This window comes from Sinomicrobium pectinilyticum, from assembly GCF_003725735.1.
Lineage (GTDB): Bacteria > Bacteroidota > Bacteroidia > Flavobacteriales > Flavobacteriaceae > Sinomicrobium > Sinomicrobium pectinilyticum.
The window spans coordinates 1-15,370 of sequence record NZ_RJTM01000013.1; the positions used below are offsets into that span (position 1 = coordinate 1).

The window sequence follows — 15,370 nt, forward strand, 5'->3', positions numbered from 1 at the left end:
TGGTTTACCGTCAAAGCAGTTGGTTATGACATCAGAAGCAACCCCAACCCGGTTAGCGGTTAACGTAACCCGGTTTACCGTCAAAGTAGTTGGGTATGACATCGGAAGCAAACCCGTTAGCGGTCAATGTAACCCGGTTTACGGTCAAAGTAGTTGGTTATGACATCAAAAGCAACCTGTTTAGCGGTTAAAGGGAATGGGTTAGCCGCTCAACCAACTACTTCCGGCGTCAAAGGGATTGCTTTAATGGCCATTTTCCGGGCTTTAAAGCGGGAGTAATGGGTTGGGTATTGTTTTGATCTTATCACCGATATGTATATATGCTACGGGCTGTGCCTTTCTTTGCTTTCTGTCGGAAAAATGCTTGCCCGGCGTATAATTCCCCTATAAGAAAAACCCGGGTTAATCGTGAATTACATAATTAACTTTATCAACCCCGGTATTTCCGCTTTCGGGATTATAAGCGTAAACGGTCAATTCGTAATTTCCGGCCGACTCCACAGGGATATTCCCCTCAAACAGGTTTGTCTCGGTTAGTGACATATCGATGTTTTTGATATGTTTTCCGTCCTTTTTAAGGATCCCCTTGACTTCCATGTCTTCGGAATCCCATGTACCGCCTTTGTTTATAACACATCCGCACATCATGACAATATTGGCTTTGACCCGGATAGGGGTATCTTTTACCGTACTCAGGGAAATATACTGGTGGGTACGGGGTTTTAAAATATCGATGATAAACCCGGGAATTTCCAGGATAATGCCCTCCCCCAGGATATGCTTGCCCGGAATGAGCCATAATTCGGTAGTTGCCTTCACCTGTGCCTGTTTATTGTTGAAAGGAGATAGCACTTCTATATTGACAAATGTCGGCTCATCGATATTAATCGTAGCCAGGAACCTGGCCGTCTGTTCATCTGCAATTGAACTCTCTCTTTGTTTGGGAGTGTTCATTATAAGGTCGGTATTTCCCGTGCTGCCACTGGTTTTCCCTTCGGCCAGAATACGGTTATTGGTTTTGTCCCTGATGATAACATGGGCACCCCCCAGGGAGCTGCCTATAAATTTGGCGTCTTTTGCTTTTGCTCTTACGATTATTCTGGTCTCGGTAGCGGAGGCCGTTATACCGGAAAGCAGTATAAGGGCAAGAAGAATGGATTTTTTCATAATGTTTGATTATCAGGTTAAAGGTTCGAGTCCTGCTTCCGATGGCCCCGATAGCTCTATCGGAATCAGGATTATTGAAGTTACTTTAGGTTCTGTAAATTTTTTGCCACGAATACACGAATCTCTATAGGAACTCGTCTTGAGTTGTTTCATTTAGGCGAAAAGCCACTATTTTGCAGCAAATTATAATAACTCAAGACGAGTTCTATAACCCATAGTAATGTGAAAAAATGATTCGTGAATCTCCCGGTTTAGGGTCGGGACAAGCTGTGGCAAACAGATCTTCAGTTTCTATCCAGTCTGTACATGAGCAGAAATAGCGTATAGAAACCTTTGGTAATGCTTTTCCGTAAGACCTTAAAAGCCTTACCGATCTGGTTCTCTACGGTATTGATGGAAATGCCCAGGTATTCCGCAATTTCAATATTGGTAAGGCCGCTCTTTTTGCTTAACATAAATATTTCCTTACACTTCGGAGGGAGCTGTTCTATAGTGTCGAAGACCTGTTTTATAAGCTTCTCGTTTCTCTCCGTATCTTCAGATTCTACAATGGTATTAAGATTACATCATCATCACCCCGAATATGGAACTGCTGGGACCACCCCAGCAATATACGGATACGGAAACCTATTACAACTGGCTGAAAAAAGGAACAACAGCCGTAAAATAAATTTTAACATAAAATGACGGGACATTTGGGGGTGGTAGGGGTATTACTATAATAGAGTATCACTTAAATAACCAGGTCCTTTTTAATAATGATCGTTTAGTGTATGGCAAAATTTGTTTTGGATAGCGTTGATAAGGGATTGAATGAGATTGATGGGAGATTGAGTAAAGATCGATTCTTAATTATAGGTTCAATCTTCCGGCGTAGTCAGGTCAATCTCCTATCAATCTTTAGACTGTCCGGGGTAAACTGATTTTCCGGCAAAATCAGGGAAAAACAAATTTTGTCATATACCAAGTAATAATCGGTAAAATTTTTCCACCCATTCAGGTTATTTTGGAGTCATAAGTATGTACAGATCGATTAAAAATTAAAAATAAACAGATGAAACCGATATGATTATTTTGATCATCAAAGGTTCCGTTCCTGTGCTGAGTTTATCGAAGTATGACCATTGAAAAACAATAAAATAAACACATGAAAATGAAAATATTAAAAACCCTGAGCCTGTTTTTGTTATCGGGTATTTGTTTGAATACGAATGCCCAGACCAAGGAAGAAGTTCCGTTTGATCCATCCATACGGCACGGGATTCTGCCCAACGGGATGACCTATTACATCAAACACAACGAAGAACCCAAAGAAAGGGCTTCCTTCTACTTTGCCCAGAATGTGGGATCTGTCCTCGAAAAAGAATCGCAACGGGGACTGGCCCATTTCCTGGAACATATGGCCTTTAACGGTTTGGAGCATTTTCCTCAGAAGAAGATGCTGGAATACCTGGAAAAGAACGGGATAAAGTTCGGGAGTGAGATCAATGCCTTCACCTCCTTTGATGAAACGGTCTACAACATCAGCAAGGTGCCGGTGACCAACGAAAAGCTGCTGGATTCCACCCTGCTGGTGCTGCACGACTGGTCCGGTTTCCTTTCCCTGACGGAGCAGGAGATCGATGCCGAAAGAGGGGTGATCAACGAAGAGTGGCGAACGCGCAACACCCCCGGTTTCCGGGTCTCGGAAAAGGTATGGACCGAAGGGGTAATGCAGGGCTCGGTCTATGCCAACCGTATGCCTATCGGGCTTATGGATGTGGTCAACAATTTTAAATACGACGAACTTCGGGACTATTACAAACGCTGGTATCGTCCCGACCAGCAGGCGGTTATTGTGGTCGGGGATGTCGATGTGGATAGGATGGAATCGAAGATCAAAAAGGTCTTTTCGTCTATCCCCCTTAAAAAGGACCTGCCGGAGCGAAAAACCTTTGATGTTTCTTTAGATGGAGATATCAACTTTATAGCATCGCTGGATAAGGAGATCGGAAGTACAAGTATCGAATTCATCGTAAGGAATAAGGCCAAAAAACTAAAGGGATATGATTACCTGGACCATGAGATACTGAAAAATGTGGTCTCGTATATCCTGAACAACAGGTACAAGGAACAGACCGTAAAGAAAGACTGCCCGGCATTATCGGTCAGTTATTCCTGTTCGAATTTTATCAGGCCGCTGGATATTCTGGGCCTGTATATTGAGCCCAAGACCGACAGGGAACTGGAGAGTTTCGAATTTGCCCTGACTGAACTCCTGCGGTTTGTAAGGCACGGGGCTACGGAGGGTGAATTGCAAAGGGCAAAACTGTCCATCAAAAACAGTAGCCTTTCTTTTTTAAAAAATAAGGATAAGATAGATAGTGATACCTATGCCCATAATATTTACCAGCATTTCTTTACCCGGAACCCTTTACCGGACGTCACCCGGGAGGTGAACTATACGATAGATCACCTGGAAACGATTACCAATGCGGATATCCTGGCCTATATGCGTACAGTATACAAGGAAGAGGATATCGTGATAGCCCTCAAAGGTTCCTCCGAACATACACACCCGGCCGGAGACGAATTCATAAAGCATTTTGAGAAGGTCAATGCACAGGAGTTGAGTCCGTATACGGATACCACGGACGACCAGCCTTTGATCGCCGCCGATCTTAAGGAACAGCCGGTAGTAAAGACCATGGAGATTACCGGGCTGGATGCCCGCCAGTATAAACTGGGCAACGGGGCTAAAATCATTATTTACCCGACTCCGTATGATAAGGACAGGATCTATCTGCAGGCTTATAGCCCGGGAGGAAGCTCCCTGCTGGACAAGGACCTTTTACCTTCCGCGGATGTGGCTGTCTATGTAGCCTCTCAGTCCGGGTTGGGAAGCTTCGATAAAATAGCCTTGGAAAAAAAGCTGGCCGGTACGGACACCGCTTTGGAACTTTCCATAGACGAGTTGTCAGAATCCCTGTCCGGGAACAGCACCAAATCCGATATCGAAGTATTGTTCCGGAAAATATACCTCAGTTTCGAAGCCCCGCGGTTTGACCGGGAAGCCTATGACGTTGCGATGGAAAGTTTTACCAAAAACCTGGAGCAGAAACAAAAGTATAAAAAGAGTATTTTACAGGATTCCATGTCCCTGGCCCTGACCGCACATCACGCGAGAACACTGGTATTCAATCGGGAATTCCTGGACCGGATAGCTTTTGAAAAATTAGAGGAGATCTATACCGACCGGTTTCGGGGGATTGATGATTTTACCTTTGTCTTTGTAGGGGATATCGATGAAGCGCAATTGTTAAAACTGGCCCAAAAGTATATCGGGAATATAAAACCGGACAAGCGCAAAGAGCAATATGTGGATCACAATTACGCACCTGTTAAAGGTAAGACCGCATTCAGGATTGTGGAAGCCATGGAAACGCCGCAGGCCACGGTCAATATGGTTTTCAAAGGAAAAATGGCTTACAGTTTTGAGAATCGTTTAAAGGTAGGTATTGCCGGGCAATTACTGGAAAAGGCTTGTCATGAGGTCATCCGGGAAGAAGAAGGAGGAAGCTATGGCGTCGGCGCCCGGGCCGTGTTAAACGATATCCCCAAAGCCCAATACACCATATCAGTAGGTTTTGACTGTAACCCGGATATGGTGGACCGGTTGGTGAAGGTGGTATATGACCAGGTGGATAAACTTTCGGAAACCATGGATGCCGAGGACCTCAGGGAGGTCAAGGAATCGATGATCAAGGCGCGTAAAGAAGCTGTTAACAATAATAGTTACTGGATGAATGTACTGACGTCCCATGTTTTTTACGGCAGGGATATCCATACCCTGGAGGACTATATCCATGCTATTAATGGCATAACCCCGGCAGCTATTAAAAAAACAGCAGGTCTGATGCGTAAAAATGCCGATGTTGTTGAGGGCGTATTGGTCCCGCAGAAGTAAAACCGCGGATTATTCGCTGTATTTCCGGGAATAGGAGCGACCAGCTCAGGAAGAAAGTAATATTGTAAATCAGCGTTGAATTTATGAAAACGGATTACCAGGCCATGGAGACCGACTGTCATTTTAAAAGTTTTAAAACACAGGTTATCGGCGGCCATCAGTGCAGTTTTGAGTCCCCCTACGGCCGTCAAAAGGTATTATATGCGGACTGGATCGCCACGGGAAGGTTATACGGGCCGATAGAAAAGAAGATTGTAGAAGAAGTGGCACCATTCTTTGCCAACACCCATTCCTTTTCGAGTGAAACCGGGAAAATCACAACCCATATCTATAAAGAAGCGCGTAGAATAATTAAAGAGCATGTTCATGCTCATGAAGATGATATCCTGGTGACTACAGGTTCGGGAATGACCGGGGCGCTGTCCTGCCTGCAACGGATCATGGGCCTCCGGAAATACCAGTACTGGGGTTCCGAGGAAAAGCCGGTGGTGTTTATAAGCCATATGGAACATCACTCCAACCAGGTATCGTGGCTGGAAACCCATGCTGATGTTGTTATTGTCCCACCGGATAAAAACTTAAAGCCGGATGCAGGACATTTGGAAAGCCTGCTGGAGAAATACAAAGACCGCAAGCTGAAAATAGGCTCCTTTACGGCATGCTCCAATGTCACCGGGGAGATCGTGGATTACAAAACGCTGGCTAAAACAATGCATGCCCATGGCGGACTGTGTTTTATCGATTTTGCCGCCTCGGCCCCTTATGTACACATGGACATGCACCCGGAAAACAAAAAAGAACAACTGGATGCGATCTTCTTTTCCCCGCATAAGTTCCTGGGTGGCCCGGGAGCCTGTGGGGTGCTTATTTTCAATAAAAAACTGTACGGGAATGAGGCACCCGATCACCCCGGAGGCGGAAATGTCAAATGGACCGATCCCTGGGGCGGCTATGCGTATTTCGAGGCTATAGAAGTAAAAGAAGACGGGGGAACCCCCGGGATTTTACAGACCATAAAAGCCGCATTGGCCATCAGGCTCAAGGAAAAGATGAACCCCGACCTGATGGCGGTAAAGGAAGAACATCTGATAAAGCTGTTTTATGAAGAATTAAAGGATGTAGCAGAAATAAACTACCTGGGAGATTGCCAGGCTCAACGTATCGGGTGTATTGCCTTCAACATTGAGGGGATGCATTACAACCTGGTGGTACGGTTGCTGAACGACCGTTTCGGTATCCAGGTGAGGGGAGGCTGGTCCTGTGCCAGTACCTATGCCCATTACCTGTTTGGCCTTGATAAACCATCTTCGTCGGTAGTGATGAAAGAGATAGACGAAAAGAACCTGGAGCACAAACCGGGTTGGGTACGAGTTTCCCTGCACCCCACTATGGATGCCGGAGAAGTGAAATATATCGCCGGGGCTCTCCGGGAGATCATCCGGAACAGGGAAGACTGGCCAAAAGATTACAGGTATAACCCGGCAACGAATGAGTTTGAACTTTTAAATGATGTATCCTATCCCAACATACGGTTAGCGGAGGTCTTTGATATTTCATAAAAAACGAATAGAAAAATAACACAACCATAGCTCCCGGAGGGGAGGACATACGAAGCAATCAAAAAAAATATGACAAACGAACGCATTACGTGTCTTATCATAGGATCAGGACCCGCGGGATATACGGCGGCGATCTATGCCGCCAGGGCGAATATGAACCCTGTTCTATACCAGGGGACCCAACCTGGAGGACAGTTAACAACCACCAACGATGTGGAGAACTTTCCCGGGTTCCCGGGGGGTATCACCGGCCCGGAACTGATGGTTCAGTTACAACAACAGGCCGAACGTTTCGGGACGGATATCAGGAACGGGTGGGTGACGCGGGTAGATTTTACCGGTCCGCTACACAAAGTGTGGATTGAAGAAGAAACAGAACTTCACTGCGATACGGTGATCATCGCTACCGGGGCCTCGGCAAAATACCTGGGCTTGCCTTCCGAGCAAAAATACCTTGAATCGGGAGGCGGAGTTTCGGCTTGTGCCGTATGCGACGGTTTTTTCTACAGGAACCAGGAAGTTGTTATCGTTGGGGCCGGGGACTCGGCCTGTGAAGAAGCCCATTACCTGTCAAAACTCTGTAAAAAAGTGACCATGCTGGTCAGGCGAAATGAATTCCGGGCTTCCATCATTATGGAGGCCAGGGTCCGGAATACAAAGAACATTGAGATTTTATTCAATACGGAAACGGAAGAGGTTCTGGGTGATGGCCAGTTGGTAACGGGAGTCCGTGTTAAAAACAATGATACAGGGGAGACCAGGGAAATACCGGCAACCGGTTTTTTCGTGGCGATAGGACATAAACCCAATACAGATATTTTTAAAGGGCATATCCGCCTGAATGAAACAGGATACATCATTAATACTCCGGGCACGGCACAGACCGGTGTGGAAGGTGTTTTTGTATGCGGGGATGCGGCAGACCATGTGTACCGGCAGGCTATTACGGCGGCCGGGACCGGGTGTATGGCCGCCCTTGAGGCCGAGAGATATTTGTCTTCCGTGGAGGTTCATGCCATGGGGTAAGGATATAAAACCAATTTGCTAAAATAATGTTCAGTTTTTGTTAGTATTAGGGTAAAACTGATGTTGTCAGAAGAAACTATATTCAACTTTTGTTCTCATGTCACTTTATCAAAGGTTGGTTATTTGAATTAGCTACGGTTTCTTTTGAAATAAACCCGGGGTGAGGTGAATTCACTCCGGGTTTTGATTTTTTGACCAAAATCAATGTTAAAGTTTTTTCAATGGCCTCTTTTCTAGCTTTAGCACCCGTTGGTAAGATCGGCCTGAAGTTTTTAAACCGTGATCATGGTATCCCGTAAGCCCGGGCATGATCTTATCCATTATTCACGTTAAATTAAACAAACCTTAATTCGGGAATCATATATGGCAACGGTAAAAAATGTAATTTCATAACAGAACTTAAAATCCTCTTTATCATGAAACTTTTATTTGCTTTGCCATTTCTTTTTTATGTAGGCTTAACTTCTTTAAATAAAGAAGAAACAGAAGAGACCTTTACCGTATTTGTAGAAGTGACACATTACCAACCTGATGGTTATGCGGCTAAAAACCTTTCTACCAACGAATGGATCTATACCGAACGGGGACAAAATTTTTTTGAAAATTTACCCGAAGGCACGTATAGGTTTACAGCTTATGAAGGCTATTTTTGCGGGGCCTCAAGTAAAACGGTTACCATTTCCGATGATATAGCGGTTAACGGTGAAATAACGGTAGAATTATCAGGTTGGTGTGAATAAACGTTCGGTAATGTGAGAAAGAGCTATGTAGCTTTTATCAGATAATTACCCGTTGTCATTTACCGGTCTCAAAAAAGTTTAAAACCGGAGCTGTCTAAAAAGTCCCGGACTTCTGTTAAAACCACAAAGCGCACAAACCTGCCGGCAAAGGCAGGGTAGGCACAAAGAAACCAAAGCGTTGAATATAGCGTAATCAAACGCTTATTCCTTTGTAAACTTTGTATATTCTTTGCCGATTTTGTGATTAAAAATCTTTTTAGACACCTTCCATCCTTTCGGGTTCTAAAGGTTATTTACGTTATGAATTCACGAATGAATATGGGTTTGTACGTATAAAAATATCGGTGAATTCGTGGCCAAACAGATTTTCAGCCTGCCACAAACCAATGGACTTTAGGTCCGTAGTAGTTTGATTGAAGAACAGTCTGAACTCAATATGCCGGGAACGGCGTATTGAGGTTTTATTTCATGCCCGCCTATTTCCGTGAATCCGGTTTAAAAATGCTTTTTATCTTTATAGCCTATTAAAAAGCAGGAAGACGGGCCATGGCTTCCTGCAAAATGTCTCAGATCGGATATGAAAGAATCTATAGGGATCAAACAGATTGCAAAACTGGCGGAAGTATCTATCGGTACTGTGGACAGGGTGCTCCATAACCGGGGAGGGGTGTCCAAGATCACGGAACAAAGGATACTGGATGTGGTTAAGAAAACCGGGTATAAAAAAAATACGGTAGCCAGCCGTCTTCGGCTCGGCACTCATAAAAAAGTAAAAATAGCCGTGCTGATTCCCGAAGCCACGGATAATTGGGGGTATTGGGAACTCCCTAAGAAGGGAATGGACAAAGCAGCAGAAGAATTGAAGGACCACGGTATCGAGATTACCTATTTTTACTTTTCCGACCCGCTTGTTTTTATGTCCATGAGCCGGAAAATGCTCAGCACGCATTTTGACGGTATAGTCACGGTCCCCTTTTTCACTCCTGAAAGTGACCGGTTATTCAGGAAAGCGAGGGAAAAGAAGGTGCCTGTGGTATTTCTCGATACCCGGATAACCCTCGGTCACCCGGGTTACTTTATCTGCCAGGACGCACACCAGGCAGGATTGGTCGCGGGCAGGCTGCTGCACGGGCTGGTAGGAGAAGGGGTCTACATCGTATTGAACATAGTCAATGCCAAAGGGCTGCATGAAAACAACAGGCAGAGGGAAAACGGATTCCGGGAATTTTTAAACGCCGTTAACAGGAAAGGGAAAATAGAGGTATATACCATAAACTACCCCTTAAACCAACCCCTGGAAGCCATCCCCGATGTAGCGAAATTGTTGAAAGACGAAAGAAGTAAAGGGGTGTTTGTGACCAATTCGCGGGCGTATATGCTTCCGCCGGTTTTTCGCAGGTACGGTGTAACGGATGTCCCTGTGGTAGGGTTTGACCTGAACAAAGAGAACATGGAGTGCTTAAAGCGTGAGGAAATAGCTTTTCTCATTAACCAGAAACCGGAATACCAGGGCTATAATGCCATAAAAGGATTGTTTAAGTTCTTAACGGAAGAGGATGCTTCCGAACTGCATGTAGATATTCCGGTTGAAATTGTCGTAAAGGAAAACCTGCATATTTTTTAGAAGCATCCCCTGTGTATAATATATGGAGGAACCGCAACCTAATCGGGGTATCCCGGGTTTTGGGGATATTCGTTCACGGTGCGGTCTATCTGGTCGAGCGGGATGGGGCGTAGGGAATGATAATCCTTGATATTCCCGGCTCCTACGGGATTGTGAAGCCGTACCCTTTCCACCAGTTTTCCCGTCCTTACGAGGTCCCACCAGCGATAGCCTTCGCCGTAGAGTTCACGTGCCCTTTCATCGAGTATAAAATCAAGGGTGATGTCCGATGCCATTACTTCCATTTCCGCTTCCATGCCCGGTTGAGCTGCCCTGTGCCTTACCACATTAATATCTTCGGCAGCACCTGTGATATTATTCTGCATTAACCTTGCTTCCGCCCGGAGTAAATAGGCATCGGCCAGGCGCATGAGAATATGATCGCGCTGCGATGGCTCTCTCTGGTGATCGGGACGGGTGGGATCCAGCCATTTCAGTACGCTCGGATAGAGCCGTTCCGTGTATTCGTCTTTCGTGATAACCATATAGGGCTTTGTATCCTGCCGGGATTGCGGCCATAGTTTATCTTTCCCCGGACCGGGAATATAAACCGCCGTATCCCCCAACTGGAGCTTTTGGCTGGGGTTGTTCGTATACCAGACATGAGTAAAACCTTCGTCGTATCTCGTGTCTTTTTCCCTGTCCCACAAGGAGAGTAAGAAATCGGTGGGCTTGAACCTCTTCCAGGGCCGCCCGTTTTCCACATCCCTGGCCATGCCGGGTAAAATATCATATTCCATCAGGAAAAAGAGGTGCCCGCGGTGCCCTAATTCATCCGTTTCATCATCGACCTGGGTTTTGGAGTTGATGACCGAGAGTATGACCTCGTCATTTTGTTTATTGCCGATATCCCACAGGTCTGCGTAACGGTCCAGGAGCCTGAAGCCGTAATCTTCTATAACATGCGTAAAGAGGGTTTCCGAACGGGTGGCGTCATCTCCTTCGGCCGACTGGGTATAGCTCCTGGTAAGAAGTACTTTACCCAGCAGGAACTGGGCGGCCACTTTGGTAACACGCCCGTAATCCGATTGGGTGTCGGGTAATGCGCCGACGGCGTATTCGAGGTCGGGAATAATGGCCTGTTTATAAATTTCCGCACTTGCCGTTCTGTTGGCCTCGATTTCCACACCCTCCGATTCTTCCAGGCTGAGATGGGCATCGCCGTAGGTGGTGATAATATTGAAATAAAATAACGCGCGTAAAAAACGGACTTCCGCAAGGCGGGTGCTTTTCAGGTTTTCGTCCATTTCCAGGCTTTCGGACCGTCCTATCACGGCATTGGCCTGGTTAATGCCTTTGTACCACTCCCGCCAGGCGTCGCGGACATAATCGTCCGAGGCATTAAGGCTGCCGTCATAGATGTTGTAATATTTATGTCCGCCGTCCGAGCCGTTGGTAAAGATATCGGTACCGAAGGTGGTCATGGTGAAGCCTGCTTCCTGTCCGTAAAAGGTCTTTAACCGGGCATAAGTGGCTTTAACGGCATCCTCAAATCCTTTTTCGGTTGTGTAATGAGACGATGCGGAGATATCGGTTACAAGATCTTCTTCCAGGAAATTATTACAGGAAGTAATAAGGAACGCCTGAAGTATGGTAAAACCCAAATATATTTTTCTATTCATGATTTATGGCATTTATCGGTTAAACGGGTCCGTAATATTTTTTCGGGGAGCAGGGCGATCTGTAACAGGTATTTTTTAAAAGCCCACTTTTAATCCCACGAGGTACATCTTGTTGCTGGGAATGGTATTATCGTTTAATTCCCCGTTACTATCCGGATTCCCGGTGTTCTCCGGATCGAAGGTGTCAAATTTGGAAATAAAGAACAGGTTTTGTCCGGAAACATAGAGCCTTAAAGAGGATAGTCCCAGGCTTTGGGTTACGGATTCGGGTAAATTATACCCCAGGCTCACATTGCGTAATTTTATAAAGCTTCCGTCAAAATAACTCATGGAGGAAGCATCCCTGGGCCTCTCCTGGTTTTGATTGGGACGGGGGTAATCGTTTGTGGGATTGTCTATGGTCCAGTAATCCACATCCAGGTTATTGAACCGGCCGAAAAGGGTATTATTGTCGTCGTGGAAACGGCTGCGTACCATTTGCCCCTGCCGGAAATAGAAGAAAAAGCTGAAATCGATTCCTTTATATTCAAAACTGTTGGTGATACCCCCATAAAAATCAGGCACATCGGAACCGAGTATCATCCTGTCATCGGGACTTATTACACCATCACCGTTCACATCCCGTAACTTTATCTCTCCCGGGACCTTTCCTTCGGTGGCAGCCGCCAAATCTACTTCATCAGCCTGGTAGATACCCGCTTTTTTGTAGTCGTAAAATACATTGATAGGTTTTCCTATGAACCATTGGTTGCCGACGTCATCTATGGGCCGGCCGTTCTCATCCCTTAAGGCCAGTTCGGTGATCTTTTCCCTGTACCCCGCAATGTTGAAGGCCAGGTTCCATTTAAACCCTTCCGGATGGTCTATGATATTGGCATCGATATTGAATTCCAGTCCCTTACTGCTTGTTGCCCCGATATTCTGAAGAATGTTTTCATAACCGGAGGTATACGGGAGACTGCGCTCCAGGAGAATATCGGAAGTTTTGGTATGGTACCAGTCGATACTTCCCTGGATCCTTCCCCGGAACAGGCTGTAATCCAGCCCGATGTCTATGGTTCTGGACACTTCCCACCCGAGGTTGGAATTGGCTATTTCATTCAACCCCAGGCCGAGAGCGGGACTGTTGCCAAAGGCATAAACCGTACCCTCCAGCCTTCCCGCGGTCTGGTACGGATCTACGGAAGTATTCCCTACTTCCCCGTAAGATGCACGCAGTTTGAGGTCGTCGAAAAGCCGGGAGCCCTGCATAAAAGGTTCTTCGGAGATACGCCATCCCGCAGAGAAACCCGGGAAAGCGTTCCATTTGTTGCCGGGGGCAAGCCTGGACGAGCCGTCTGCCCTTAGCGATGCCTGGAAAAGGTATTTGCCGGCAATGTCATAATTTACCCGTCCCATAAAGGATGCGAGACTCCATTCTACCAGTCCGGAAGTAATATCGCCTTTGACAGATGCCGAGCCCAGGTTGTAGAATTGTTGTTCTTCATAGGGGATATTGGATACCCCGGCAAGCGAGTTCTCCGTTCTGGATTTCTGGATACTTTGCAGTAGGGTCACTTTCAGGTTGTGATCTTCACCGATGGTCTGGTTGTAGGTAAGAAGGTTTTCCAGGGTGTACCCGAAATTGTCATTGTGTTCTATGGAGGCATTTCCGGGGCCTCCCCGGTTGGCATTGGTATAACTGCCCTGGAACAGGCCGCGCCGCCTGTAACGTATATCGGGCCCGAAGGTCGTGGTCCATTTCAGGTTGCTGTTGATATAGATGTCCAGGTATACCGGTGCGAAAAGGCGGGTGAATTTACGTTCGTCTATATAAGCCCCTTTTACAAGTTCGCTTAAAGGATTGGTCCGCAGGCCGTCATTCGTAGGCAAAAAGATGAGGTCGCCGTTGGCGTCGCGCGGGATACCCAGCGGATTATTCAATAATGACTCGGAAATCGCAGCCGAAGAGCCCCAGTTTTGTATGGCATGCGATATGGAAAAGGAAATACCTACCTTGAACATATCGCTTATCTTGTGATCGAGGTTTACCCGCCCCGTATAACGTTCGTAATCTATGGTGGGAATAATCCCCTCTTCTTTAAAATAGCCTATGGAGGTGTTGAACGTGGTTTTTTCCGATCCGCCGCTGACACTGATCTGGTGATTGGTCTGCCAGCCGGAGCCAATGACTTCATCGAGCCAGTCCGTTGACCTTCCCTCGGCTATGGATCTAAGCTCAACGGGATCTAAAAAGATCTTTTCGTCACTTGGTATCGTCCCGTTCCAGGAACTTCTTTGGGATTCCCGTTTCATCCGGGCAAACGCTTCCCCATCCATCATATCTACCAGCTGGGTAGCTGATGTTATTCCGAAATGACTGCTGTATGATACCAATGTTTTTCCGGCTTTCCCCCGTTTGGTAGTAATGAGGACGACCCCGTTGGCTCCCCTGGAACCGTATATAGCTGTTGCGGCGGCATCCTTTAGTACCTGCATAGACTCGATATCCTGCGGGTTGATGTCGGTAATGGAACTCGTTCCGCTGATCTGGGGGATTCCGTCTATAACATACAGCGGGTCGTTGGAAGCCCCGATGGACCGGCGCCCCCGTATCCTCACCGTGACATTTTCCCCGGGTCTTCCGCCCTGGGGAACGATATCCACGCCGGCTACCTGGCCTTTTATGGCATCCACACCGCTGGAGGTCGCTATTTTTTCGATAGCCCCGGCATTTACCGAGGAAATCGCCGCGGTTACTTCGCCTTTTTTCTGGCTGCCATACCCCGTAATGATAACCTCATCGAGCGATTCATAGTCTTCTTCCATAATTACTGCTACAGGGCTGTTGTCCGTTATGGTGACGCGCCGGGTTCGCATTCCTATATAGGAAAATTCGAGCACATCACCGGTTTTCGCCTCTATACTGAAATTACCGTCAAAATCTGTGACAACTCCCCTGGTCGTGCCTACCAGTTGCACGCTGACACCGGGAAGGGGGGTGTTGTTGGTATCGTGGACCGTACCGTTTATTTCCTGTTGGGTGTACATAGGTATTCCAGGACCTTCGGCCGCTATGGTACCGGATAGAAAACATCCTCCCAGTAAAAATTGCAGAATGAGCGACCTGCAGCGGGATAGTACAGGAATGAAAATCCTGGCCTTGAGCTTTTTCTTCATGGCTTAAGTTTTGGTTTCGTATTTGGGGATCGTTAACGTTAACGAATGACAAATATATAAAACAATTGATGTTTTTTTGTCATAAATTCTGTTTTATGATTAAAATGAAACAGAATTACCATAATTTGTAAATGCTGCCACATGTTTTTTACAGGAAACAGTTCTCCCGCCGGAGCGGGTGTTTCAGCGTTGTACAGCAGATAAGAAAAAAGTGTGAGGTCCAAAAAGATTTTTAACCACAAAGTCAGCAAAGAATACACAAAGTTCACAAAGGACAATCTCAAATTAAAAGAACAGAACAAGACTATAAATTATAATGTTTATCAATATTAATGCATCACCAGCATTGCATGACCTATAATTACTTTAGCTTTTATCCTGAAGTTTATAAGGAAATATTTTTCTATATGTTATAGGTCAATTCCTTAGTATCCCGTACATACTTTTCTTTTTACACGAAATGAATATAAGATTATTTTTGTAGTCCT

Annotated in this window: 9 protein-coding genes; 5 read left to right on the top strand and 4 right to left on the bottom strand. The window is 46.1% G+C overall.

Annotated features, from left to right (window positions below; all coding sequences use genetic code 11):
* Positions 1-402 precede the first annotated feature (402 nt).
* Complete coding sequence (locus tag ED312_RS02820) at positions 403-1,167, bottom strand: hypothetical protein (protein WP_123214493.1); 765 nt, start codon at positions 1,165-1,167, stop codon at positions 403-405.
* A gap of 284 nt (positions 1,168-1,451) precedes the next feature.
* Positions 1,452-1,718 (bottom strand): sigma-70 family RNA polymerase sigma factor, encoded by a 267-nt coding sequence (locus ED312_RS02825; RefSeq protein ID WP_123214494.1) that lies wholly within the window; start codon positions 1,716-1,718, stop codon positions 1,452-1,454.
* 602 nt (positions 1,719-2,320) lie between these two features.
* Between ED312_RS02825 and ED312_RS02830 the strand changes: the two genes are divergently transcribed.
* The 5 genes from ED312_RS02830 to ED312_RS02850 all read left to right on the top strand — a co-directional run bounded on the left by ED312_RS02830 (position 2,321) and on the right by ED312_RS02850 (position 10,062).
* Complete coding sequence (locus tag ED312_RS02830) at positions 2,321-5,113, top strand: M16 family metallopeptidase (protein WP_170164435.1); 2,793 nt, start codon at positions 2,321-2,323, stop codon at positions 5,111-5,113.
* An 83-nt stretch (positions 5,114-5,196) separates the two neighbouring features.
* Complete coding sequence (locus ED312_RS02835) at positions 5,197-6,672, top strand: aminotransferase class V-fold PLP-dependent enzyme (protein ID WP_123214496.1); 1,476 nt, start codon at positions 5,197-5,199, stop codon at positions 6,670-6,672.
* A gap of 69 nt (positions 6,673-6,741) precedes the next feature.
* Positions 6,742-7,698, top strand: a complete 957-nt coding sequence (gene trxB, locus ED312_RS02840) for a thioredoxin-disulfide reductase (protein ID WP_123214497.1) — start codon at positions 6,742-6,744, stop codon at positions 7,696-7,698.
* A gap of 416 nt (positions 7,699-8,114) precedes the next feature.
* Positions 8,115-8,438, top strand: a complete 324-nt coding sequence (locus tag ED312_RS02845) for a hypothetical protein (RefSeq protein WP_123214498.1) — start codon at positions 8,115-8,117, stop codon at positions 8,436-8,438.
* A 577-nt stretch (positions 8,439-9,015) separates the two neighbouring features.
* Positions 9,016-10,062: a substrate-binding domain-containing protein gene (locus tag ED312_RS02850; protein WP_123214499.1), complete on the top strand. Its 1,047-nt coding sequence runs from the start codon at positions 9,016-9,018 to the stop codon at positions 10,060-10,062.
* Between the two features lie 38 nt (positions 10,063-10,100).
* Here ED312_RS02850 and ED312_RS02855 read toward each other — a convergent pair whose 3' ends face one another.
* Positions 10,101-11,723, bottom strand: coding sequence for a RagB/SusD family nutrient uptake outer membrane protein (locus ED312_RS02855; RefSeq protein ID WP_123214500.1), 1,623 nt, complete (start codon positions 11,721-11,723; stop codon positions 10,101-10,103).
* 75 nt (positions 11,724-11,798) lie between these two features.
* Entirely contained in the window at positions 11,799-14,882 is a 3,084-nt protein-coding gene (locus ED312_RS02860; RefSeq protein WP_123214501.1) for a SusC/RagA family TonB-linked outer membrane protein, read from the bottom strand.
* Positions 14,883-15,370 lie beyond the last annotated feature (488 nt).

Coding starts and splice junctions, on each gene's coding strand:
- ED312_RS02820 (WP_123214493.1), bottom strand. CDS start 1,167: ATGAAAAAATCCATTCTTCTTGCCCTTATACTGCTTTCCGGTATAACG.
- ED312_RS02830 (WP_170164435.1), top strand. CDS start 2,321: ATGAAAATATTAAAAACCCTGAGCCTGTTTTTGTTATCGGGTATTTGT.
- ED312_RS02835 (WP_123214496.1), top strand. CDS start 5,197: ATGAAAACGGATTACCAGGCCATGGAGACCGACTGTCATTTTAAAAGT.
- trxB (WP_123214497.1), top strand. CDS start 6,742: ATGACAAACGAACGCATTACGTGTCTTATCATAGGATCAGGACCCGCG.
- ED312_RS02845 (WP_123214498.1), top strand. CDS start 8,115: ATGAAACTTTTATTTGCTTTGCCATTTCTTTTTTATGTAGGCTTAACT.
- ED312_RS02850 (WP_123214499.1), top strand. CDS start 9,016: ATGAAAGAATCTATAGGGATCAAACAGATTGCAAAACTGGCGGAAGTA.
- ED312_RS02855 (WP_123214500.1), bottom strand. CDS start 11,723: ATGAATAGAAAAATATATTTGGGTTTTACCATACTTCAGGCGTTCCTT.
- ED312_RS02860 (WP_123214501.1), bottom strand. CDS start 14,882: ATGAAGAAAAAGCTCAAGGCCAGGATTTTCATTCCTGTACTATCCCGC.